The sequence below is a fragment of the Miniimonas sp. S16 genome, from assembly GCF_057748195.1.
The window spans coordinates 141304-165581 of record NZ_CM173242.1 but is presented as its reverse complement, the minus strand read 5'-3'; the positions used below and the strand labels follow the sequence as shown (position 1 = coordinate 165581).

18 protein-coding genes and 2 pseudogenes are annotated in these 24278 nt (G+C 66.0%); 12 read left to right on the top strand and 8 right to left on the bottom strand.

Features of this window, described 5'->3' with window-relative positions; all coding sequences use genetic code 11:
• The 3 genes from AC3AQ1_RS00810 to AC3AQ1_RS00800 form a co-directional block, all read right to left on the bottom strand.
• The gene (locus tag AC3AQ1_RS00810) at positions 1-300 is read right to left on the bottom strand and encodes a PLD nuclease N-terminal domain-containing protein (RefSeq protein WP_108717433.1); all 300 of its coding nucleotides are present in this window, start codon (positions 298-300) and stop codon (positions 1-3) included.
• 73 nt (positions 301-373) lie between these two features.
• Entirely contained in the window at positions 374-1510 is a 1137-nt protein-coding gene (trpS, locus tag AC3AQ1_RS00805) for a tryptophan--tRNA ligase (protein WP_108717432.1), read from the bottom strand.
• Positions 1511-1672: 162 nt separating this feature from the next.
• Positions 1673-2074, bottom strand: coding sequence for a nuclear transport factor 2 family protein (locus tag AC3AQ1_RS00800; RefSeq protein ID WP_159096318.1), 402 nt, complete (start codon positions 2072-2074; stop codon positions 1673-1675).
• Between the two features lie 77 nt (positions 2075-2151).
• Here AC3AQ1_RS00800 and AC3AQ1_RS00795 point away from each other — a divergent pair, with 77 nt between their 5' ends.
• Positions 2152-2451: a type II toxin-antitoxin system Phd/YefM family antitoxin gene (locus tag AC3AQ1_RS00795; protein ID WP_234417622.1), complete on the top strand. Its 300-nt coding sequence runs from the start codon at positions 2152-2154 to the stop codon at positions 2449-2451.
• Positions 2448-2879 (top strand): type II toxin-antitoxin system VapC family toxin, encoded by a 432-nt coding sequence (locus AC3AQ1_RS00790; RefSeq protein WP_108717429.1) that lies wholly within the window; start codon positions 2448-2450, stop codon positions 2877-2879. The genes AC3AQ1_RS00795 and AC3AQ1_RS00790 overlap by 4 nt, the downstream gene beginning before the upstream one ends.
• A 255-nt stretch (positions 2880-3134) precedes the next feature.
• Here AC3AQ1_RS00790 and AC3AQ1_RS00785 read toward each other — a convergent pair whose 3' ends face one another.
• The 3 genes and pseudogenes from AC3AQ1_RS00785 to AC3AQ1_RS00775 form a co-directional block, all read right to left on the bottom strand.
• Complete coding sequence (locus AC3AQ1_RS00785; protein ID WP_488301220.1) at positions 3135-4466, bottom strand: ISL3 family transposase; 1332 nt, start codon at positions 4464-4466, stop codon at positions 3135-3137.
• A gap of 377 nt (positions 4467-4843) precedes the next feature.
• Entirely contained in the window at positions 4844-5398 is a 555-nt protein-coding gene (locus AC3AQ1_RS00780) for a hypothetical protein (RefSeq protein WP_159096317.1), read from the bottom strand.
• A gap of 298 nt (positions 5399-5696) precedes the next feature.
• Positions 5697-6229: pseudogene (locus tag AC3AQ1_RS00775) on the bottom strand (TraM recognition domain-containing protein).
• Positions 6230-6634: 405 nt separating this feature from the next.
• Here AC3AQ1_RS00775 and AC3AQ1_RS00770 point away from each other — a divergent pair.
• From AC3AQ1_RS00770 to AC3AQ1_RS00755, 4 genes and pseudogenes are all read left to right on the top strand, one after another.
• Positions 6635-7378 (top strand): TnsA-like heteromeric transposase endonuclease subunit, encoded by a 744-nt coding sequence (locus AC3AQ1_RS00770; protein ID WP_159096316.1) that lies wholly within the window; start codon positions 6635-6637, stop codon positions 7376-7378.
• Positions 7375-8580, top strand: a pseudogene (locus tag AC3AQ1_RS00765) (hypothetical protein); the annotation flags it as partial. The gene AC3AQ1_RS00770 and the pseudogene AC3AQ1_RS00765, both read left to right, overlap by 4 nt.
• Before the next feature lie 88 nt (positions 8581-8668).
• Entirely contained in the window at positions 8669-9598 is a 930-nt protein-coding gene (locus tag AC3AQ1_RS00760) for a TniB family NTP-binding protein (RefSeq protein WP_108717421.1), read from the top strand.
• Between the two features lie 10 nt (positions 9599-9608).
• Positions 9609-10535, top strand: a complete 927-nt coding sequence (locus tag AC3AQ1_RS00755) for a hypothetical protein (RefSeq protein ID WP_159096314.1) — start codon at positions 9609-9611, stop codon at positions 10533-10535.
• Here AC3AQ1_RS00755 and AC3AQ1_RS00750 read toward each other — a convergent pair.
• A complete protein-coding gene (locus tag AC3AQ1_RS00750) occupies positions 10532-11245 on the bottom strand; it encodes a hypothetical protein (RefSeq protein WP_108717419.1) in 714 nt (237 codons plus the stop codon). The genes AC3AQ1_RS00755 and AC3AQ1_RS00750 overlap by 4 nt on opposite strands.
• A 268-nt stretch (positions 11246-11513) precedes the next feature.
• On the opposite strand from AC3AQ1_RS00750, the gene AC3AQ1_RS00745 reads away from it, so the two are divergent.
• The 4 genes from AC3AQ1_RS00745 to AC3AQ1_RS00730 all read left to right on the top strand — a co-directional run bounded on the left by AC3AQ1_RS00745 (position 11514) and on the right by AC3AQ1_RS00730 (position 23050).
• The gene (locus tag AC3AQ1_RS00745) at positions 11514-15020 is read left to right on the top strand and encodes a helicase-related protein (protein WP_159096313.1); all 3507 of its coding nucleotides are present in this window, start codon (positions 11514-11516) and stop codon (positions 15018-15020) included.
• Positions 15017-17713 carry a DUF1156 domain-containing protein gene (locus tag AC3AQ1_RS00740; protein ID WP_108717417.1) on the top strand — a complete coding sequence of 899 codons (2697 nt, stop codon included), beginning with the start codon at positions 15017-15019 and terminating at the stop codon, positions 17711-17713. The genes AC3AQ1_RS00745 and AC3AQ1_RS00740 overlap by 4 nt, the downstream gene beginning before the upstream one ends.
• Positions 17714-17715: 2 nt before the next feature.
• Entirely contained in the window at positions 17716-21096 is a 3381-nt protein-coding gene (locus AC3AQ1_RS00735; RefSeq protein ID WP_159096312.1) for a DUF499 family protein, read from the top strand.
• Positions 21097-21451: 355 nt separating this feature from the next.
• Positions 21452-23050 carry an IS1634 family transposase gene (locus tag AC3AQ1_RS00730; RefSeq protein ID WP_234417973.1) on the top strand — a complete coding sequence of 533 codons (1599 nt, stop codon included), beginning with the start codon at positions 21452-21454 and terminating at the stop codon, positions 23048-23050.
• Here AC3AQ1_RS00730 and AC3AQ1_RS00725 read toward each other — a convergent pair.
• Positions 23034-23600: a hypothetical protein gene (locus AC3AQ1_RS00725; RefSeq protein WP_159096311.1), complete on the bottom strand. Its 567-nt coding sequence runs from the start codon at positions 23598-23600 to the stop codon at positions 23034-23036. The genes AC3AQ1_RS00730 and AC3AQ1_RS00725 overlap by 17 nt on opposite strands.
• Positions 23601-23703: 103 nt before the next feature.
• On the opposite strand from AC3AQ1_RS00725, the gene AC3AQ1_RS00720 reads away from it, so the two are divergent.
• Both AC3AQ1_RS00720 and AC3AQ1_RS00715 read left to right on the top strand, forming a co-directional pair.
• Complete coding sequence (locus AC3AQ1_RS00720; RefSeq protein WP_255421202.1) at positions 23704-23826, top strand: hypothetical protein; 123 nt, start codon at positions 23704-23706, stop codon at positions 23824-23826.
• Between the two features lie 21 nt (positions 23827-23847).
• The gene (locus tag AC3AQ1_RS00715) at positions 23848-24198 is read left to right on the top strand and encodes a hypothetical protein (RefSeq protein ID WP_108717414.1); all 351 of its coding nucleotides are present in this window, start codon (positions 23848-23850) and stop codon (positions 24196-24198) included.
• The last annotated feature ends 80 nt before the right edge of the window (positions 24199-24278 follow it).

Below are 24278 nucleotides of genomic sequence, written 5' to 3'. Positions count from 1 at the left end.
CTACCGGCGCTCGCCGTCGTGCGTGGTGCTTCGCGCGGTGCCGGCGCTTCCGACGTAGTCGGAGTCCTCAGCCTTATGGCCAGAGGCGGCGAGACGTGCGCGACGACGCGAGTCCACGAGGTACCCGGCGGGGCCGAGGATCGGTATCGCGACCATGACGACGAACCAGCCGAGCGAGACGATCGAGCGGTCCCTGCTGCGGGCCCACACGACGAACGCGACGAGGAAGAGAACGCCTGCGAGGACCGCGAGGACGCTCCAGATGACGCCCGCGCTGGACTGGTCGGGAATCGTGATCACGGGGCCAGACTAGGTGCGGCCGGGTGGGCGTCGGGACGCGTGCGTGGCTCCGGCAGCTCCACGGCGGGCTCGGTCAGTAGTCCATCGACATCGCCCTGCGGACCTCGGCGAGCGTCGCCTCGGCGACGGCGTTGGCCCGGGCGTTCCCCTCGTGGAGGATCTCGACGAGCTGCGCGCGGTCGGCCACGAGCTCGCGTCGTCGCTCGCGGTGCGCCCGCAGCCCCTCGTTCACCGCCTCGATGACGAGCGCCTTGAGCGCTCCACCGCCGCTGCCCACCGCCGCAGCGAGCGCCTCGGGGGTCTCGCCGGTGAACCCGGCGGCGATCGTGAGCAGGTTGGCGACCTCCGGGCGCCGCTCGGGCTCGTAGGTGATGGTCGACTCGGAGTCGGTGCGCGCCTTGCGCAGGAGGGCCGCCGTCTCGTACTCGGTAGCCGCGAGCCGGATCACGTTGCCACGGGTCTTGGACATCTTCCGGCCGTCCGTGCCGAGGATGAGCTGCTGGTCGTTCAGGAGGGCGGAGGGCTCCGGGAAGAGCGCCGCGCCGTCCGCGTAGCGAGCGTTGAAGCGGCGCGCGATGACGCGGGTCTGCTCGAGGTGGGGGAGCTGGTCGCGCCCGACGGGCACGACGTCCGCCTGGCAGAACAGGATGTCGGCAGCCTGGTGGACGGGGTAGGTGAGCAGCAGGCCGGAGAGGGGACGGCGGCTCGCGGCGAGCTCGTCCTTGACCGTCGGGTTGCGCAGCAGCTCGGCCTGCGTGACCAGGCTGAGAAACGGCAGCATCAGCTGGTTGAGGGCGGGCACCGCGGAATGGGTGAAGATCGTGGAGCGTCGCGGGTCGACGCCCGCCGCGAGGTAGTCCGCGAGCAGCGAGAACGTGTGGTCCTGGAGCCGGCCGACCGAGTCGCGGTCGGTGATCACCTGGTAGTCGGCGATGAGGACGAACGAGTCGACGCCGGCGTCCTGCAGCGCGACGCGGCTGCGCAGGCTGCTGAGGTAGTGCCCGATGTGCAGGTCACCCGTGGGGCGGTCGCCGGTGAGCATTCGGTGGCGGGTCGGGTCCTGGGCGATCGACGCGGCGAGCTCGCGGCTGCGGGCGGCGGCTGCGTCGGTGCTTGAGGGGGCGTCTGTGCTCGAGGGGGAGTCTGTGCTCGCGAGAGCGTCGACGCCCGACGGCGTGGGGGAGGGGGAGAGGGCCGGCTGGGTGGTCATGGGGTGCTCCTGGGGTTCAGCCCTCAGGTGCGCGAGGCCATCCAGACATGGCTCGAGCCGCCCGAGGGCGGCTCGATGGGACGTGACTGTCGGCGGCCGCCTACGAGGTCGGCCACCACCACTGCGCGAGGCGAGGGGTCGTCACGGTGGACAGCGTAGTCCTCAGGCGGACTGAGCCCGTGAGCCCACCGCGCCGAGCGAGGCGTGGGCGGCGACGACGATCCAGCGGTCCTCGGCGTACTGCCAGGTCCTCGTGTAGATCAGCGTGGCGTCGATCGGCTGGCCGGAGACCGATCCGGCCAGATGAAGGAGCACCCTGCTGACTCCGACGGGCCCGAAAACCTGGACCTCCCGGTCCAGCTCGACGACCTCGTCGAGCACGAGAACGTCCGACCGGCGTGCCGCCAGGTCGGCCGCGCGGTCGACCGTGATGCCATCGGGCCCGACGTACCGGACGTCCGGATGCAGGATCTCCTCGAGTGCGACAACGTCGCCCGTGCGGAACGCCACCTGGAAGGCAGACTCGGCCTCGTGCAACGACGCTGTGCCTGACGGCTCGATCATGAGGGCCACCCTATGTGGGCTTGCCACCACGGCGGGGGAGCCGGAGGGGTTGAGCTGGTGGGGCCAGATGAGCGATAATGGCCACATTGGTGTTCACCATTGTGGCTACAGGAGGCGCGATGTCGGAGGTCGGTGTTCGCGAGCTGCGAGACGGTCTCAGTCGCCATCTCGCCGCCGTGCGTGATGGTCACACGATCACCGTGACGGATCACGGCCGGCCCGTCGCTCGTCTCGTGCCGATCGCCGCACCCACCGCGCTCGAACGCCTGATTGCCGAGGGAAGGGTGACGCGTGCGCGTCGCACTCGGCACGACCTGCCGCAGCCTGTGGTGACAGCCGGGACGGTGAGTGACCTCGTCGACGAGCAACGGCGGTGATCGTCTACCTCGACACCTCCGCCGTCGTACCCCTTCTCGTCCAGGAGCCGAGCACGCAGATCTGTCGACGACTCTGGGGCGAGGCCGATGAACGAGTGACGTCGAGACTCACGTTCGTCGAGACTGCGGCGGCGTTGGCGGCAGCGCGACGCCTCGGGCGCTTGTCCCAGCCGGAGCACGACGAGTCCTGGTCGATCTTCGTCCAGATCTGGCCCGAGTTCGACGTGGTCGAGGTCGATCGCGATCTTTCCGAGTCAGCTGCGCGCATGTCGAGCTCCTTGTCGCTACGAGGCTACGACGCGGTCCACTGCGCGTCAGCGGTCGCGGTTGACGACGAGACGACTATCGCGGCGTCGGGCGACGGTCGCCTTCTCGCGGCGTGGCGTGCGCTGGAACTCGCTGTCGCCGACACGAGTGCACACGACTGATGTCGATCCAGGCACGGGCGCGGCCGCATCCGGTGGGTCACCCGACCGCCGATAATCAATATTAACGCGTCTGCGCGTTGCATGACTCTGCACTCTAGACCCGAACCCGGTTTGTCTAGCTTGCCCGGAGGCGGGATGCAAGCATCGTGCGGCTGGTCTTGATAAGCACGGGTACCGGCACTGGTCGCAAGTCAGTTGTTACGAACTGCTATCTCCCATGCGTGGTAATACGGCTCTTCGGACATCTGGTGGGGATCAGGTGTTGAGTCCGCCGGCGGCGAGGAGCATTCGTATGCGGTAGTTGTCGAGGTTGCGGTAGCCGCGGGCGAGGCGGCGGTGGAGCTCGATGACGCCGTTCACTGCTTCGGTGCCGCCGTTGCTGACTCGCGCGGTGGTGAAGTAGGCCAGGAACGCTCCGCGCCACTTGCGCAGCGTCCGGCCCAGGCGGGCGACCTCCGGTATCGGGCAGGTGTGGAACGAGGCGAGGATCTTCTCCGCTCGGCGTCGCCCGTCTGCCAGCTCCCGGGTCCGGTAGGCGGCGCGGAGGTCCTGGGCGCAGCGCCACGCGATGTAGACGGCTTCGTGGGCGGGGTCTGCCTCGATCGCGGTGGCGAGGCGGTTGAGCTGGCGGTCGGTGAGGTTCTCCGCCCCGGCCCGCAGCAGGCGCTGGATCCCCTGCAAGGGGTCGCCCTTGCGGCCACGGTGGCCGGTGGTCTCCTGCTGGATGCGGCGACGGACCTCGTCCACGACGGTCGTGCCGAGCTTGACGACGTGGAACGCGTCCAGGACCGCGGTCGCGTCTTGGAGCTGATCGTCGATCGCGCTCTTGTAGCCGCCGAACGGATCCAGAGCCGCAACCCCGACCCCGGCGCGGAAGGCGTCCCCTCGCTGGGTGAGCCAGTCGGTGTAGGCCTTCTTCGACCGGCCGGGCACCAGGTCCAGCAGCCTCGCCTTCACGACCCAGCGGCCCTTGCTGTTGCGGTGCCGGGTCAGGTCGACCATCCCGGTCAGTTCCTTGGGCCCCTTCCTGCGACTGTCGCCGTGGTGCCAGATGTGTTCATCGACCCCGAGACTCAGCACACCCTCGAAGCGGGACTCATCCGCGGCCAGGCGCTCCAGTACGGGCTCGATGCCGCGCCACAGCGTCTTCCACGCGACCCCGAGCTGCTCCGCCAGGCCCTGGATCGTGGCGTGTTGGAAGCGGAGCTGTTCGATCGCCCACGACACCGCCCGGGTCGTGATCGAGCCGCGGGGCGCGACGAGGTCGGGGACCTGCTCCACGAACGCTCCCCTCGGGCAGGCGGGGTCGGGGCAGCGCCACTCTCGCTGGCGCCACAGGATCTCCACCCGTGTTCCGGCGTGAGGGACATCGCGCAGGAGTCGCTCACGCCTGCCGCGGCTCGGGGCCACGACACCGCAGGCGGGGCAGCCCATCAGTCGCCACGGGGTGGAGACCTTCACCTCGAGCCGGTCGGGGCGGCGTTCCACAGCCTCGACCTGCACGCACTCAAGCCCGAGGAGCAGGTCGCAGCGGGAGCAGGGATCAGTGGTCGCGGGTGCCGCATGGCACCCCGTAGCGTTGGTCAACGTCGAGGTCTCCGAAACGAACAGTTGCTTGGTCGCTACTGATCATCGGGGACCTCGACCCCTACCCCCGGCCCACCGCGCCGAACCCCTCACTCCCCACCAGATGTCCGAAGAGCCGGTAATACACGATCGTGTCGGAAAGCGCTTCCTGGAGAAGTCCCCAGAGCCACCGAGCCTGGCTCAGATGCCTCCGGAGATCGGCAGCGTCAGGCCATCCGTCGATCGGGTCGTAGGCCCTCTCGAAATCGCTCTGCCATGCGCACAACGCCTCCGTGAGCTCTGGCCCCACAGGAGACGCCTGCAGTGGACCGACCGAGTCCCAGAGCGGCAGGCGCGCTCCGTAATCGACGGCTAGACGCAGTAGACGAGGGCGTTGATCAGTAGTACCCACACGCCCCCCCGGGGAACGCAGTGATCACGCGGGGAACTTTCCGAGCGGGCACCGTCGAGGTGGGTTCCGCGGGGGCGATCGAGACCGATGGATAGAACGTTTCCGTAGGCATATCGTTTACCATCATGACGACCGGGGTGGTGTAACACAGGGTGCCGTTTGCGGGACGCTGGACAATGGTCTCCGGGGCTTCCAATGAGTTATAGACGACGAACCACATAAAGTCGTCCCAGAGAGCAGAGTTGGCGGGGAAACCCAGGGAGACGTACTTGTCGCGCCAGTGTGCCTCGTGTTCGTTACGGATATGGATGTAACCGAAACCCAACGATCCACACCGAAGGTGTACCTTTCCTCCTGGAAACGTTATGTCGGTGCCGTAGTAAGCGACCGCCTCGTCAACCCGAGCAACCTCGTGCTTCGCCACACCCAGCGTGTTACATTGCACAGAATCGACCGGATCCAACAGATACGGAGTAACCTCAGAACTCTCGCTCGTGGTCGAACGCTTCAGGAAACCGGCGATATCGTCAACGCCATACACTTCTCCGCCGACGCTGATGGATAGTTCGGAGTCCCCGCTCCCGATCTGTGGAGGCGACGATATGGAACCGGCAAACGCTGAGGTCGCAGGAACGCAGACCGCCAGAACCGAAATAGTCAGGACCGCCGATCGCCGAGAGACGAGACGATTCCATCGGGAACCTTCACGGGCACTGCTCACGGGCACACTCCCCGCTGACGACTGCGGTGTCGAGTACGAACGGACTGATACACCCTAACCTCACCCTGGCCCCTGAGCCACCGCCTCCACGACCCTGCGCGGGGCAAGGTGCACCTGGTCACGGCATCGGGCGGTCCCGCGGAGGGTTGGCCACGACGGTGCTGCTGGACCGGCTCACCACCCGCGAGGAGCGCGACTGGTACGCCGCACGGGCGCTGGATGACGGCTGGTCGCGCGCGGTGCTCGAGCACCAGATCAAGGCGGACCTGCGTGGGGCCATCGGTGCGGCAACAACGAACTTCACTGCCGCCCTCGAGGCGCCGGACTCCGAGTTGGCACAACTGCTGGTTAGGGTGGGCCGGTTGCCGGAACTGAACACGACGGCGCGGCCCTTGGGCAGCGCTGCGAGGTCGTCGACGCCGAGGAGGCGTTCCCGGGAGAGGTGCTGGGAGGTGGAGCGCTGCCCGCGGCTGTAGCAGTTGCTGCTCGCGAGGCAGTCGTAGTCGCCGACGATCCGACTCATCCGCTCAAGAAGGGCCTCCTCGTCGATGCCGCCGAGGTAGGCCTTGACGATAGCGGCGGACAGAGCTTGCGCATACCGGCCTCGCCCCAGACCTCCTCGCCCTGGGACCAGGACTGGAGCACCGTCATCAGGACTATCCCGCACGAGCCTTGAGAATCAGGTCATGCAGTTTACACCACCGGCGCACGTTCGCCGCCTCGCAACACGGCGCCCGCTTCGCTAATCGGCTCCCGCGGCCGGAAGTCGGCCAGCGATCCAGAACTTGCTCGGACGCCAACCTCGACAGCCGCGGGCTCGGGCACCAGAACGACCGCCGATAATGTGCATTATGTCAGTTCCAAGATCTGACGTCCGGGGTGACACCCCCCGCGATGTCCCCCGCCATCAAACATGACGCTTTGACGCGATAGATGACGTTCTACCCTCTCGGACCTTGATTGACAGCCAACATGACGCGTAGGCTGCCCTTTAGGTCAGACTGACTGTAAGCGTGCGTTGGATCGGGTGAGGCAATGGATCGTCGGGTGGTTCCCGTGAACTTCTCCGACCGAACTCGTGTCTACTTCGCCCTCCGGGGTGCGGGCCGGGTGGAACCGCACAGTGTCACCCCCGACCAAGCCGCAAGTATCGACCTCGCCCACTGCGCCCCCGTGCACCAGTCCGTGGCCTACCCGCACCGCCGCAACTACGACGGCACGTGGTGGTTCGCGACCACCCACACGTCGGTGACGTTCGAGTCGTTGACCGAACGGGACTTCCTCCTGTGGGCGGATTGGGACCCGCAAGTCGTGAGCGTCTACGCCCAACCGTTCGGGTTCCAGTGGCCCAAGGGCACGCCCGGTCACAAGGTCCACACCCCGGACTACGCGGTCGTCCTCCATGACCGTTCAATCCGCGTCGTGGACGTGCGACCCGCCGACCGCGTCAGCGCACACGCCGCGGAGCAGTTCGACATGGCACGGGCGGTGTGCGCGCAAGTCGGATGGGCCTACGAGGTGTGGCACGGCTTCCCAGACGGGATGGAAGGCCCCCTGCGCTGGCTCGCTGGGTTCCGCAAGGACCGGTATCGACCACAGCCACCCGCCCAGGACGCGATCCTTCGAGCGTTCGCCACTCCTACCCCGCTCGCAGTCGGGCTGGCAGCGGCCCGGTTCGGCAGCGACCGCATCCCCGAAGCTGAGCTCCGCGGCAACGTGTACCACCTGCTGTGGACCCACCAACTGAAGTGCGACCTGGCCCGCCCGCTCAGCAACAACACGGAGGTGACCGCAGCATGATCGGAGTCCGCCTCGGCGACCTGATCGAGTACGACGGCGAAGCGTGGGAGATCGTCACCCGCGAGAAGGACGAACTCGTCCTCCGCCACCTCATCGACGAGCGCCTGCGTCGCGTGTCCGTGCTCACACTCCTGGCCGACGAAACCTTCAAACCCGAGCCCGTGGACGTGGACACTGACTTGGCCCGCGCATCCATCCTCGCCTCCCTCGACACCCGAGAAGCAGACCGAGTCCGCTTCCTCCACAAGCACGTGTACGAGCTACTGAACGGCGTCCAAGCTCCCGAAGTCGGCCAGCCGCTCCCCCAGCCGCGCGCCGAGTACGCCCTCGACAGGCCGTTCGGTGAGCGACTGGACGCGAAGGTTGCTGAGCTTGCCGCCGCTGGACGCCCCCTGTCACGCCGTACCCTCCAACGGCACGTGAAGGCGTATCGCGAGAACGGGATCGCCGGACTCGTTGACGCCCGCAAGCAACGGACCAGCACTGAGCACGGCGAACTCGACCCCGCGCTGGTCGCCATCATCGACGAGGAGCTCGCCCAACAGGTGGGCCGTTCCACAGGCACCCGCTCGCGTGCGATTCACGACATCAAGGCCCGCGCCAAGCTTGACAGCGAGCGCACCGGCATCACTATCCGCGTCCCATCCGACCGGACCCTGTACCGCGCCCTTGAACGCCTCGACCGGGGACGCCACTCTTTCGGGGAAGCGTCCACTCGGCGTAGCCTCGCGAACCAGCCCGACCGACCGTGGGGCGGCGCGTACCCGCAACGTCCCGGCGAGCTGTGCGAGATCGACTCCACCCCGTTCGACGTGATGGTCATTCTCCCTGACGGGTCGGCGGGGCGCTGCGACCTGACCGGCGTGATCGACGTCGCCACCCGCACGATCATGGCGACCGTACTCGTGCCAGTCGCCACCCGCGCCGTCGACGCGGCCGTGCTGCTGTACCGGGCGATGCTGCCCATGCCCATGCAACCCGGCTGGGACGCGTCGTTGGCTTACTCCCGCAGCATCCTCCCCCACGGGATGCTCGCTGACGCCTACGAACTGGAACAAGCGGCCGCGGCCAGGCCCATGATCACCCCGGACAGCATCACCATCGACCGGGGCAAGGTGTTCGACTCGGAAGTGTTCCGCAACGCCTGCCACTACCTACAGATCAGCGTGACCAACGCCAGCCCCTACTCCCCCACCGACAAGCCCCACATCGAGCGCGGTTTCGGCACCATCCGCACCCGGTTCGCCCAGTACCTCAACGGGTACATCGGACGGTCCGTGTCCACGCGCGGTGACGACGCAACCACCAAGGCGTACTGGCACATGCACGAGGTGCAGAACCTACTGGACCAGTGGATCCTCACCCACTACCAGAACGAGCCCCTGGAAGGGTTGCAGCACCCCGCTCTGCCGGGCAGGAACCTGTCCCCGAACAAGCGCGCCCACCACCGGCAAGACCACCGCCGCGACATGGTTGGGCCGCAAGTACGAGCAACAGGTACGCGAAGCCACCGGACGCAAGGACGACCCGACGTTCGCGCCCGTCGTCTACGTGGAGATGCCCGGCACGGTCACCGAGAAGAACATGATGGGCAAGTTCCTCACGTTCCTGGGCCTTCCCGAACCGCCCGCGCGTGTCACGATGGAAGAACGTACCGACCGGGTCGTCAAAGCACTCCGTGACCTCGACACCAGCCTTGTCATCATCGACGACATCCACCTCGTCCGGGGCACGTCAAGCAGCGGACGCGACTCCGCGAACACGCTCACCCAGTTCTCCCGTCGGGTCGCCGCCGGGTTCGTCTACGCGGGCGTGGACGTGCAGGACACCAACCTGTTCGCAGGCCCGGTCGGGCAACAGACGAAAGGCCGGGCGAAGGTCACCCGGTTCACCAACTACGGGTACAGCACGGACGCGCAGCGGGAGACGTGGCTCAGTCTCGTCCTCACCGTTGAAGCCGACCTGTGCCTGTTCCTGTACGACCACCCAGCGCAGGCGTTGGCCCCGTTGGCGGAGTACCTGTGGAACCGGACAGCGGGGAACATTTCCAGCCTGACCGAGTTGCTGCGGACCGCCGCCGCGGACGCGGTCGATGACGGCACGGAACGGGTCACCCGGCAGGGGTTGGAGCTCGTCACGTTGGACGAAGTCGCCAGCGAGGCCGAGCAGGACAGGTACAGCGGGCTTGGCCCGTCCGATGGTGGCGGTAGAGCCCGGTAGGACGTTGTGCGTGACTCTGCCACCGTTACCGATCCGCACCCGCGCCTATGACGGCGAGGGCGTGGACTCGTACGCGCACCGGGCTGCTGCCCGCAACTACACGACCGTGAAGGACACGGAGGACTGGCTCCGCAGACTCGGCGTACTCCACGGGAAGGACCGGCGGGACCCGGCGCGGAAGCAAGCGTGGCGACAGCTCGGCGCCCTGCACGACACGGCGTTCACCGCCCCCGACATTCTGGGCGGCGACTGGGTGACCGAACGGGAACTGTGCCACAGGTGCGCCCCGACCGTCGCGTACACAACGTTCCTGCCCCGCCCACGCCCAGAGGACGCGCCCGACACGTGGAAAGCAGACATGACCACCGAGCCGCCCACCGTCGATCACCTGTCGGCGCCCGCGCGCGGCCGTCTGCCCGGAGTCGGTCGGGTGTGCCTCCGTCACCGCCGCTGGATCGACGGGCCACAGGTCGACGTGACCGGCCGGCGGGACATCCTCCGCGCGGAACGTCGATACCGGCAGGTCCTCGCGCCCCGGCACGTCCTGTTCGACTCGCCAGTCATGCGGGAGGCCGCACAGGTTGCCGCCGTGTCCGCTGACCCGTCCAGGGTCGCAGACCTCCAACAAACCACCAGCGTGCCCATGTCCGCGGTCCTCTACCCGGAGCAGGTCGCCTTCGCTTTGCTCATGGGTTCGCCCGCGTTCCTCCGCATGGTCGGTCGCACCGGCCCGCGGCCCGACCTGGTCACGCTCATCGACACTGTGATCGAGCAAACCGTCCCAGTCACCGCCGATGCGCAGCCGTACCGGGCGCGCAGCCGACTGTTGGCGTTCGCGAACGGTCTCGACCGGATCGTGTGGAACGCCCGTGCGAAGGACGCGGAGCCCGACGACGGCGCGTACAACGTCCTCCGGCTGCTGGACGAAAGCGACTAGGACTGCACCACCATCGGGGTGCCACTTGTGAGAGGGACCATCTCGTCGGGGACGACCGTGCCGGTCAGCGAACGTGCGAGGGCGGACGCCGCCTCGTCGGCGACCGCCTCCATTCCGTCGAGAACGGCTGCGTGCAGGATCAACCCCGCATGAAGGAAATCGGGATCGATGCCACGTCCTGCTAGGACGAGCAGAAGCACTGGCCCGCTGTCCCTCGCAGCGGAGGAAAGCGGCGCGGTGAGCTGGTCTGCGAACGAGCGCGGCCGAAAGTCCTCCACAACCGCAAGCGCCTGCCCGAACGACGTTCCGCGTGCCGCGGACCACGAACTCGGCACCCACGTCAGCACCGGCCACTCCGAAGGGAACCGCGCCGGGATCTTCGCGTCCAACCTGTCGATCCACAAGGCGTCGTACCTGTTCACGACGATCCGCCGCTCAGCGACCGCACCCAGTGCCTCCGCCACGAGTGCCGCGCAACGCACCGACTCGGTCACGTCCGGGTCGGGGCAGGTGAGGATCTCCACGACAGCCTCAACACCAGCGGCGTTCAGATCGTCCAACCGCGCAGCAGTGTCCGGGAGCTTCCGTGCATCCCACAGCAGCGACGACGAGTCCAAGCCATGCGTTCGCGCGGGCAGAGCCCCCACGTGAAAAACCGTGCCCGCAGGATGGTTCACCGGATCGGTGGTCGGGTCGACGAGCAAGTACACCGCTGCCGTCCCGGTCCGTGTACCACCAGCCATAGCCCCAGTCCACCCGCTCGCGCGGCCCCGGACCAGCCGACTCGCCGACCCGCGCGAAACGACCCACATACCAGGGTCGGTTTCCGGTTGTCCGCGTGCCCCAGCCGATTCTGTCGGTGGGAGTTCATAGACTCACCGGTAGTACCTGATCGATGGCGCGGATGCACCGCGCCCGGAGAGGAACCAGCGTTGTGTTTGGGCTGAACGAACTGCCCGCGTCGAAGCGGACGCGAGCGTGAACCCCTCCCCCACCGACGCGCCCGAAACATCCATGTACGACGTGCTCAAAGTCGGCGCGACCGTCACCGGACTCGCCGGGCCGCAGCCCGTAAAGCTCATCGCCGTGGATCGGCTCACCGACGACTCCGCCAACGTTGCCTACCGCACCGAGTCGGGGATCGTGGAGAAGATCGTGTTCGCGGACGCGATGACCCACGTGAAGGCCGTAAACCCCGGCCTGGCGTTCAGTTTCGACGCAGACCCGACCGCGTTCCTGCTCGCCGCCGAAGCCCGCCGGATGAGCCTCGCGCACCTGTTCGACCCGCTCGCCGCGCTAGGCACCAGCGACGTGCAACCCCTCCCCCACCAACTCCGCGCCGTGTACGCAACCATGCTGGACAAGCAACCGCTCCGGTACGTCCTCGCTGACGACCCCGGTGCAGGTAAGACCGTCATGGCGGGCCTGCTCGTCAAAGAGTTGCTGCTGCGTGGTGACGCGGCAAACGTCATGGTCGTCTCCCCCGGTGTTCTCGCTGACCAGTGGGACGAAGAAATGCGGACCAAGTTCGGTTTGGAGTTCGAGGTCCTGACCCGCGACAAGGTGATCCACGAGGGCAACCCGTTCTCACGCGGCGGTTTGTGGCTGGCCCGTTTGGACGTGCTCGCCCGCAACAGCGAAGGCATCCTCGACAAGGCGTGCCAGGTGGACTGGGACCTGATCATCTTCGACGAGGCGCACAAGATGAGCGCGTCCGTGTGGGGCGGCGAGGTGAAGAAGACCAAGCGGTATCAGATGGCGGAGGAACTGGGGAAGCACACCCGCAACCTGCTGCTGATGACCGCCACCCCGCACAGCGGCAAAGAGGACCAGTTCCAGTTGTTCATGGCGCTGCTCGACTCTGACCGTTTCGAAGGGGTCGCCCGCGAGGGCACCCGCAAGGTTGACGTGTCCGACCTGATGCGCAGGCTCGTGAAGGAAGAGCTCTACACGTTCGAGGGCACCCGCTTGTTCCCTGAACGGTTCGCGTTCACCGTCCAGTACGAGCTCAGCCGACCGGAGAAGGGGCTGTACACGGCGGTCACCGATTATGTGCGTGAAGAGATGAACCGTGTTGACGAGTCGAACGCGGACGGGCGGCGACGCAACGCTGTCGGGTTCGCGCTCACCACACTCCAACGTCGGCTCGCGTCATCCCCGGCCGCGATTCACCGTTCCCTGGAACGACGCCGGAACCGTCTGCAGTCCGAGCTGCGGGAAGCACGGCTCCGCTCAACCGCTATCGGTGACGACGTGGACGTGCCCGACTGGGACGACCTGGAGGATCTGACCGACGAGGAACGCGAAGCCCTCGAAGACCGCGCGATCGCCGGGGCCACGAACGCTCGTACGCCGGAGGAACTGGAAACCGAGATCACGATTCTTGACCGGCTCATCGTCCGCTCCACGGCGATCAAGGCATCCCCTTCGTACGCGAAATGGGACAAGCTGCGTGACACCCTCGACGACGCCGACGAGATGCGTGACGACACCGGGGCACGCCGCAAAGTCATCATCTTCACCGAACACAAGGACACCCTCGACGACCTTGTAGCCCGCCTGACCCAACACCTCGGCCGGGACGACGCCGTCGTCACGATCCACGGCGGCACCCGCCGTGAGGATCGGAAGAAGGCGAAGGAGACGTTCGAGCAGGACGAGAAGTGCGTGTTCCTCATCGCCACTGACGCCGCCGGTGAGGGCGTGAACCTGCACCGCAACGCGCACCTGCTCATCAACTACGACCTGCCGTGGAACCCGAACCGGATCGAACAACGCTTCGGCCGCATCCACCGAATCGGACAGCCGAACACGTGCTTCATGTGGTCACTGGTCGCCCAGGACACCCGCGAAGGTGACGTGTACGGGCGCCTGCTGGAGAAGTTGGAGGAACAGCGAGCCGCGCTCGGTGGACGCGTGTACGACGTGCTCGGGCAACTGTTCCAAGGCAACGCCCTGCGGGACCTGATTATCGCCGCGATCAAGGAAGCGAACAAGCCCGAACGGGAGCGTTACCTCACCGAAGTGGTCGACCCGAAGATCGCCGAAGGTATCCCCGAACTCCTGGCAGCGAACCAGCTCGTCCCGTCCAAGCTCGACCAAGGCGAAGTGGACGAGATCCGTCGCGACATGGAACGCGCCGAAGCCGCACGGCTCCAACCGCACCATGTGGAGGCGTTCTTCCATCGCGCGTTCACGGACGTGAGCGGTTCCCTGCGGATGCGCGAGAGCCACCGTTTCGAGATCCGTAGCGTCCCCGCCGTCATCAAGGAGAGGGACCGGATTACCGGGTACGGCCAACCGGTCGTGAACGCCTACCACCGGGTCGCGTTCGACCCGAAGTTCGTGAAAGTGCCCGGCAACAACCACGTCGCAACGCTCCTGCACCCCGGCCACCCGCTCATGGCAGCCACCATGAGCGTGATCACCGACCGGCACCATGACGCGCTCCGTCGCGGCGCAATCCTCGTAGACCGCGCCGACGTGAACACCGCCCCCTACGTTGTGTGTCTGCTCGAACATGACGTGACCGACGGGCGCACCGGCCGGGACGGGCAACCGTGGGTGTTGTCCCGCCGCGCCCAGTACGTCCGCATCGACCAGGACGGCACCATCAGCCCGCTCGACGGGACCCCCATCCCGAACTTCGACCCAGCCACCGACGACGAACGTGCCGCCGCCGCAAACGTGCTGCGGGAACCGTGGGCGAACGCTGACGACCTGAACACCCGCGTGATCCGCGAAGCGTCCGTAACACTCGCTCGAGCGCACGCCGAAACTGTCACCGCACGCGCACTCGCCCAGGTAGACAAGACCGAACGGCTCGTCCGTGACCGGCTCACCCGCGAAATCAACTACTGGGACCAGCGAGCGTTCGAGCTCGCAGAACGCGAACGTGCAGGCAAGAAGACCCGCCTGCCCGCCTCACAGATGCGGGAACGCGCCGAAGCCCTCGCCAGACGACTCGACCGACGCCTCGCAGACCTGGACAAGGAACGCGACATCTCTGTCCGCCCACCGCGCGTCACCGGCGCCTGCCTCGTCCTCACCCAAGGCTGGCTGGACGCACAAACCGACCCCGAAGGCGCCGAACACCGCGCCAAGGAAACCACCCGCATCGAACGGCTCGCAGTCGACGCGGTCCTCCGCGTCGAACACGCCCTCCGGCACGAGCCGACCGAGATGCACCACAACAACCCCGGCTACGACATCGAGTCCGACACGCCCGCAGGACTCGACTTCATGGAGGTGAAGGGACGGGTCATGGGTGGCTCCACGTTCGTGTTGACTCGTCAGGAAGCCGTCACCGCACTCAACAAGGGCGACAGGTCAGTCCTCGCCCTCGTCCGCGTCGGTAACGACGACAGCACGACAGTCCGCTACCTCCGCCACCCGATCACCCAACCCATCGACCCACGAGCCGCCCGCGTCGAGTACGACTGGGACCCGTTCTGGAACGACGCCACAGAGATGAGCCAGCAATGACCGACACAGCGACGCGCAAGAAGAAGCTGATCGAAGTCGCGCTCCCCCTGGAGGAAGTGAGCCGGGCGGCGCGGGCGGATAAGGCAGTGAAGACGGGCACCCTCCGCAATCTGCACAAGTGGTTCGCACCCATGCCTCTACCAGCATGGCGGGCCCTTCTCTTCGCCGCTCTCGTTGACGACCCCGAGGATGACAACCGCCGCGTCTATCTATTGGACTTGGTGAAGCGACTCGTGGCTAACGGGGCGGGCCTGCCAGATGCCGAAACCCTTGCCGAAGCCAAGTCGATCCTGGATGAGCAGTTCCCCGCTGGCTTGCCTACGGTGTTCGACCCGTTCTGCGGGGGCGGCTCGACCTTGGTGGAGGCACAGCGACTTGGCCTGCCCACGTTCGGATCTGACCTAAACCCCATCCCCGCGCTGATCACGCGGACGATCACGCAGACGTTGCCGGCGGTGCACGGGCAGCAGTCGATTACTGAGAGCCTGACCCCGTTTGCTACGGACACTCTGCCGGTGGGCGACTCCCACCCCACGGACGGCTACGAGGGGCTGATCAAGGACGTTCGCTACTACGCCTCACTGATAAAGGACGAAGCAGAGCAACTGCTGCAGGGCGCATTCGCAGCACCGCCTGCCGAGGATCCCGTGGCCTGGCTCTGGGTTCGCACAGCCACTTGCGTGAACCCGGCCTGCGGCATTGAGACTGTTCTGACAACATCTTGGTGGCTCTCTAAGAAGCAGGGTCAACTAGCTTGGATAGAGCCTCTCGTTCGTGATGGACGAGTGCATCTGCAAGTGGTGTCCAACCAACGATCCGGGTCGCCGAGCGCACCACCGAAAGTGGGACGCGGGGCCACCTTCTCCTGCATTGCGTGCAGCGCCATTCTCAACGAAGACGAGATCATCAAGCAGGGGCGGGAAGGGAAACTCGGCACAAGGATGGCGGCGGTCATCGCTGAGACACAAGGCCAAAGGATCTACCGGGAGCCGACGGATGGTGAGCATGCTGTCGCCAGCAAAGTTCCCGCGGTAGACGACTTCCCAGACCTTTCCCTGCCTGATATTCCCCGATGGTTTTCGGGGCCACGATTCGGTTTCACGACTCAGCGGGATCAGTACACTCCAAGGCAACTCCATGTGCTTGCTACATTCGCGGATCTCGTGTCAAGGATGCACAGTCGTGTGCTCCAAGATGGAGGAACCTCCGAATGGGCAGATGCCGTCACGACCCTCTTGGGGCTCGCCGTAGGCAAACTCGCACAGTACGGGTCGACTCAGACATTTCTGTTCACCCGCAACGGGCCCAGCGCAGCCAAGGCAGCATTCGGGCGAGCAGACATGCCCATGATGTGGGATTTCGTCGAGACATACGCCCTCGGGGACTCCATCGGCTCTTGGGACGCGATCGTCAAGAACCTGATTCGATCCCTCTCGTTTGTAGTGGCAGGAACGGGTCAAGTAGTCAGGTCGGACGCGCGGATCTCACGACTGCCAACACCTGGGCTCGTCGCTACCGACCCTCCCTACTTCGATGCGATCGGCTACGCCGACATGTCCGACTTCTTCTACGTTTGGCATCGACGAGCTCTGCGTGAAACTCACCCCGACCTCTACCAGACGATGGGGGCCCCAAAGTCAGGCGAACTGACCGCCATCCCACTTCACCACGGGAATAGCATGGACGAAGCCCGTGAGTACTTCATCGGTGGATTCACAAGCACGTTCCAGAACCTGCGCCACAGCATGGCGCCCGGGCTACCCATGCTCGTGGTCTACGCGTCAAAGGAGCAGAAGTCAGGCGCGGGTGAAGAGGCGAGATGGTCCTCGATCCTTACCGCGATGCTCGCAGCAGACCTAGAGATCACAGGAACGTGGCCGGTGCATGGCACGACGGTCAACAGGATGATCTCAGCAGGGACAAACGCCGTTGCCTCCTACATCGTCATGGTGTGCCGCCCCCGTAGCCAAGACGCGGAGGCGATCAGCGTCACCGACTTCAACAGGGCGCTTCGGAGGGAACTGGGCCCGGCCATTCGGAATCTTCAGGCATCATCGATCCTTCCCGTTGACCTTTACCAAGCCGCGCTCGGTCCTGGTATGCAGGTGTTCTCCCGGCACCGTGCAGTACTGGACCAGACAGGTGCGCCCCTCGGGGTAGATCACGCACTACGGCTGATAAACGCAGCCCTGGCCGAAGTCCTTGACGAACAAGAGGGTGAACTCGATACCACCTCGCGCTTTGCTGTGCGCTGGTGGGCAACCCACGGGTGGCATCATGCGACTTTTGATGACGCCGACAAGGTGGCAAGACCGCTAGGACTCGGCGTGGACTCTGTAGTTAGGGCGCAAGTTGCAACCAGCCACGCGAACCGAGTCGCGCTGTTGGGTTCAGGCTCTCTGGACCGTAACTGGTTCCCCGACTCCGACTCGGTTCCCACCGCATGGGAGGCCGTGCATCATCTCACGGACCGCCTGATCGACGGAGGTGGCGAGCTGGAAGCGTCGAAGCTCATGGCCCGACTCGGTTCGTTGCAGGACCCGACGATGGCGTTGACGTACCGGCTGCATGACATTGCGGCGAAGAAGGGCCGGACTGCGGATCAGGAGCGTTACAACGCGCTGATCAACTCGTGGGCTGAACTTGTGAGGTTGAGCGGCGATAGCGCCGCAACGATGGAAGGGCTGTTCTGATCGTGGCTGGGCTGACGAACAAGGAACGTGTCGGGCGTGTGCTGGACTTGGTGGCTGATGGGCTTGGCCCGTGGATGGTCAAGCTGCTGCACGCGAAGTACGGGAGCGACTGGGCGACCGAGGTGGGTCGTACGGCTGGGCTGACTGGTCGTGACGCCAGTGCGAACGTCACTGATCCGGCGTACCTGTTCTGGGTGTTCGACAAGCAGTGGCATGTGGTGTTCAAGGATCACCTGTCGTATGAGGACAAGCGTGCCGCTTCAGCGTTGTGGGATGCGCGGAAGGAGTGGGCGCACGGGGAGCGCATCAGTTCGGAGAGGACTGAGCGGGTCCTCATGGACGGGGAGCACCTGCTCCGGTCGATTGGTGCGACGGCCCAGGCGGACAAGGCGGATGAGATGCGGCGGGAGTATCGCCGGATCGTGTTCGAGGAGGACCAGAAGCGCCTGCAACGTGCCCGTGAGAAGGCGCTGTCGGTGCAGGTGGACTCGGCTGGCCTGCCGGCGTGGCGGGACGTTGTGGAACCGCACGATGACGTTGCTCGGGGCACGTTCGAGTTGGCGCAGTTCGCCGCCGACTTGCGGCAGGTCCATCAGGGAATCGCGTCCCCAGAGTACGGCGACCCGGCCGAGTTCTTCGGCCGCACCTACCTGACGCGGGGTTTGCGTTACCTGTTGGAGCAGGCTGTGAAGCGCATGACCGGCACGGGCGGTGAACCTGTGCTCGACCTGATGACGACCTTCGGTGGCGGCAAGACCCACTCGCTGCTCGCGGTGTACCACGCCGCGTCCGGGGTGTCCGCGGATGATCTGCCGGGGATGCGGGACGTTCTCGACGGGCTCGGCGTGACGGAGCTCCCTGACGGCGTGAGCCGCGCGGTGCTGGTCGGGAACGACATTTCGGTGCTCGGTTCGCAGAAGGCGGACGGTACGACCGTCAACACCATGTGGGGCGAACTCGCCTACCAGTTGGGCGGCGCTGAGGGCTACGCCATGCTCGCCCGCTACGACGAGAAGTCCGTGCCCCCGACCACGACCGACCTGGCGAGCCTGCTGTCTGCCTACGGGCCGTGCGTGATCCTCATTGACGAGTGGGTCGCATACCTGCGCCAGTTGTGGTCGCTCGAAGACCGCCAGGCCGGGGGTACGTTCGACGCGCACATGACGTTCGTGCAGTCACTCACCGAAGCAGTCAAGGCCGTCCCGACCGCGCTGTTGGTTGTGTCCTTGCCCGCTTCCGATGTGGTGCGGGACATGCCCGCCGCGGAGTCCCCTGTCGAGAACGAGCACGAGATCGGCGGCACCGCCGGGTTGGAAGCACTCCGGCACTTGCGTTCGGTGATTCACCGGGTGGAGTCCGCGTGGCAGCCGGCCACTATCGAAGAATCGTTCGAGATTGTGCGGCGCCGCATCTTCAAGCCGTTCGAGCGGGAGCAGGACGCCGCCCGTGACCTGGTCGTCCAGAAGTTCATGGACCATTACCTGCGGCACGCATCCGACGTGCCCAGCGAGGTCATGCAACCGGGTTACAGGTCGGTGATGAAGACCGCGTACCCGATCCACCCGGAACTGTTCGACCGGCTGTACAAGGACTGGTCCACGTTGGAGCGGTTCCAGCGGACCCGTAGTGTGCTGCGCCTCATGGCAACGGTCGTGTCCGCGTTGTGGAGCAGTGGGGACAAGTCCCCGATGATCCTGCCCGCGATGGTCCCCTTGGACAACGCGAAAGTCATCGACGAGCTCACCAACCATCTGGACGACGCGTGGAAGCCCATCGTGGACGCCGACATTGCCGGTGAAACATCGACGGCGAACCTCATCGACAGCGACATCAAGATCCTCGGCAAGTCCATGGCCACGAAGCGTGCCGCTCGTTGCGTGTTCATCGGTTCAGCGCCGATGGCGAACCTGCGGCAGCGGGACGGGAGCAACGCGCCCGTGCGCGGGATCGAGCAGAAGCGTGTGGTGCTCGGCTCGACGTATCCGGGGGACAACCCTGCGCACGTGACCGACGGGTTGCGTCGTCTTGGGGACATGGGCAAGTACATGAACCGCGACCAGGACCGGTACTGGTTGTCGTTGCAGCAGACGGTCGCGCAGATCGTGCAGGAACGCGCGGACTCGTACCACGACGAGCAGGTGTTCGACGAGCTCGCGGGGATCGTCCGTCAGGAAACGGACAAGGGGCTGTTCGAGCGGGTTCACAGGTTCCCGCCGACGAGCGGGGACGTGGAAGACGATCCGGGTATCGGGCTGGTTGTGTTCGGCCCGGACAGGGCGTTCTCCAAACGGGCGAAGTCCACAGCGGAGAGCGAAGCGTTGGCGTTCCTGAACAAGCGGGGCACAAACGCGCGTATCCACAAGAACAGTCTCGTGTTCCTCGCCCCAGACGTGGACCGGGTGGACGTGCTCCTCAACGCTGTCAGGCAGCGCATGGCGTGGGCGTCCATTCTCGACAACCGTGACTCGCTGAACTTGGACCAGCACAACATCAAGGTCGCTGAGGCCCGCGTGACCCAGTCGAAGCAGACGGTCGCGGACGCGATCCGTGAGGCGTACCGATGGATCCTCGTGCCCACCCAGGAACCGGGCGCGGCTGAAGTCGAGCTGGAAGCGATCCTGATGAACGGTGACGGTACGCTCGCGGAACGGGTCACGAAGAAGGCCGACAGTGGCGAGTTCGTCGTCCGCACGTTCTCTCCCTCACTGCTGCGCATGCAGATCAACCGGCTGAACCTGTGGAAGGACAAGCCCTACGTCGCCCTTGACGCGCTCACCGGCTACTTCAGCCAGTACGTGTACATGCCGAAGGTCACCACACCCAAGGTCGTCATCGACTGCGTATGGCGCCTCGACGAACTCCTCACCATCGAATACGACGGGTTCGCGTACGCCGACTCCTACGAAGACGGTCGGTTCGTTGGCCTTACCACCAGCCGCCCTGCCGCCGTGCGACAAGGTGGACTGCTGGTAGACCCGAAGGTCGCAACCGAGCAGATCGAACAGGACCAGGCCGAACGCGATAAGGACAAGCCCGGTGGGGACACCGACCCGACACCGCCCGACGACACCGTCACGCCGCCTCCTGGTGGCGGAGGCGGCACCACGCCCGGAGGCGGCGGTGGGGTTGGGCCTACTCCCCCGCTGACGCCGACGCGGTTCCATGCGACCAAGACGCTCACCAGCGACCGGGTTGTCCGTGACGTGGGGCAAATCTACGAAGAGATCATCCGCCATTTCGTCACCACCAACGGTGTCGCCGTGAAGGTCACGCTCGACGTGGAATCCCAGGACCTCGACAAGCTCACCCCGGATCAACGGGCCGCTATCCGCGAGAACCTGAACACCCTCGGCTTCGCGCCCGAAGACTGGTCGATGGACTGACCTGCTCCCGGCCGCAAAACGAACCTGGCGCGTTCGACGTGGGACGCACCATGCCGCCAAGGTTCACTAGGTGGCGCGTTCCGAGACGACAATATGACTGGCAGGACCCGGCCGTGCCACGTGGCGTAAACACGCCCCACATACATGACACTTCGCGCCAACATCACTGACAAGTCACACGCGTCTCCCCTGAAGCCACCGCGGCGACGCACCCGAACTCAGTCGCGGGCCTCCCCGACCCGACTTCGCCCAGTGTGGTCGGCTGAGTCGGGTTGTAGGGCTGTGACCTGCGGGTTCGTGTGCTGGGTGTTGTCGGGGACGGCACTAAGTATTCGGCGGGTAGCGTCGTGGGGTGGTGTCGCGGCGGATCCGGGAGGTGCGCACGGCCTCGGGTGCGGTCGCCGTTCAGGTGGTCACGTCGCGCGGGGACGTGGTCGTGGAGATTGAGCACGTCGGCTCGGCGCACACCGATGCGGAGCTGGAGCTGTTGTGGTCCGTGGCCCGCGAACGCCTCCACCCCGGGCAGCAGGCGTTCGACCTGGGTGAGGTGCCGCGCGTGGCGGCACGGGTGGACCGGATCGCTGACTGGACGAGCTCTGGCAAGTCCGAGCGGTCGGCGACGGGTGAGCGGGGCAGGCCCCGTCATCACGCCGGTGATGCTCATACGGTCGCCACCACCGCGCAGGTGTTGTGGGACGCCCTGGGCTGGGTCTACACGCATCTCGGGTTCGACCAGGTCGCCGACGAGGCGTTCCGGGTGATGGTCCTGGCCCGGTTGATCGAGCCGACGAGCAAGGCCGACACGATCCGCGTCGTGAGGTCGCTGGGGGTGAAGCCGCCCGGGCTGAACACGCTCTACCGATCGTTGAAGCGCTGTCAGGCGCGTGACTACCGCGACCGGCTCGCGAAGGCGTGTCTGGCGTACTCCGCGCGCACCAGTGGGCGGGCGTGCCTGGTCTTGTACGACGTGACGACCCTGCACTTCGAGAACGAGCACGAGGACGAGCTGCGCAAGGTCGGGATGAGCAAGGAGCACCGCGTCGACCCGCAGATCCAGGTCGGGCTCCTGGTCGACCCGGCCGGCTTCCCCCTCGAGGTCCACCTGTTCGAGGGGAACAAGGCCGAGACCACCACGATCGTGCCCGTCCTCCAAGCGTTCCAGGCCCGCCACGGCGTCACGGACATGGTCGTCGTGGCCGACGCGGGGATGCTGTCGGCGGGGAACCTGAACGCCCTCGAGGACGCCGGGTTCTCCTTCATCGTCGGCTCCCGCCTGACGAAGGCGCCCTACGACCTGGCCGAGCACTTCGAACGCAAGGGCGACTACTTCACCGACGGGCAGATCCTGGAGTCGGTGCGGACCATGGGCACCGGGCGGCACGCCCGGGCGCGGCGGATCGTCTACCAGTGGTCGTTCAAGCGGAGCAAGCGTGATGACCGCACGATCAACGCGCAGATCGCGAAGGCCGAACGCGTCGCCGAAGGCACCGCCCCTCTGAAGCGGACCCGGTTCCTGAAGGTCACCGGTGCGACCAAGACCCTGGACGAGGCCACGATCGCCCGGGCCCGTCAGCTCGCCGGCCTGAAGGGGTACGTCACGAACCTGCCCCTCGAGACCATGACCAGCGCCGCGGTGATCACCGCGTATCACGACCTGTGGCAGGTCGAGGCCTCGTTCCGGATGACGAAGAACGACCTACGAGCCCGGCCCGTGTTCCACCACCAACGCGAGGCGATCGAAGCGCACCTGACCATCGTTTTCGCCGCCCTCGCCATGACGCGCTACCTCACCCGCGCGACCGGCCAATCCCTCAAGACGATCGTGAACCAGCTCCGCGAGACCCGCACCTCAATCATCGAGATCAACGGCGCCACCACCACAATCCCACCCAAGCTCACCCCCCAGACCACAGACCTGCTCGCCGCCATCCACGGCACTAAGCCCACTGGGTGAAGTCAGGCCCGAGCGTGACCTCTCTGGGCAACGTATCGTCCGACGTCGGGTCAGCACGAACGAAGACGGCGGTCTCGCTCAGCTCCATGCCGCCGGACAGGACATAGACGCCGGCCGTCGCGCCCGTGATGTAGTAGTCGCTGTCGTCGGCTCCCTCGAGCCCCATATGAGTCAGGTACAGCAGATAGACACCGCCCGGCTCGAGGGTAAGCATCGGCGCGTCGGCGTTGTCGTTCCTCCCCGTCTGCCACACACGGACGAGCGAGCCGGACGTCGTGACGTTGGCATCGTCGGTGCTGCCGTGCGCCAACACCTCCAGAACTTCCGCCGTTGAGACGGTAAGGTCCGGCCAGTCCCGTGCTGGAGAGTCGACGTCCTGCGGGTCGGTACGTCCCACGATCACCAGATCGCTCGCCTGCGAGATCTCGTTGAGGCTCGCGAACAGCTCGTGTCGAGACGCAGAAGTCGACGAGGTGCCGCATGAAGAGACCAGCCCTGCCACCAGGGCCCCGGCGGTCAGTGCCGCACAGCGTGACGGGCGCACTCGCATGGCCAGCAGTGTGCTGCATGCCCGAGCTCGCCGTCGCCCACCGCAAGGCCTGTCTGCACGCTCGCGACAGCAGCAAATGGGGTGCGACGGGTAGTTTGATCTCATGAAGGCCCCGATCGATTTGGCTCGGCTCGAGCGTGACGCCGACGGCCGACTCGTAGCGACGAGCAACACCGTGGTTACCGACGACGACGTGTTCGCACTCATCGACTCGGGTCGTCGGTGAACAGCATCGTGGGCGTCTGACGTGCCCGATCGTCCTGAGATCGTGTGCCTCTGCGGATCCACGCGATTCGTCGAGGAGATGGCCGCCGCAAACCGGGATCTCACGTTCGCCGGCGCGATCGTCGTCGCGCCGGGGGTGTTCAGTCGAACTGACGGCCGCGGCGGAGGCGAGCCGATCACAGCCGAGCAGAAGGCCGCGCTGGACGCCCTGCACCTGCGAAAGATCGACCTCGCCGACCGTGTCCTGGTGGTCAATCCGGGCGGCTACATCGGCGAGTCCACCAGCCGTGAGATCGCCTACGCCCGCGCCAACGGTAAGCCCGTCTCTTTCACCGGCTCGACTCGAGTACACGATGACCGGGCTGCTCGCTGAAGAAGACCGAAGCCGAAGTCCAGTTCGAGCCGCGCGGGAGGTCGCGGCCGCGCTCGCTGGCGTCGCGAGCATCTTGGCTG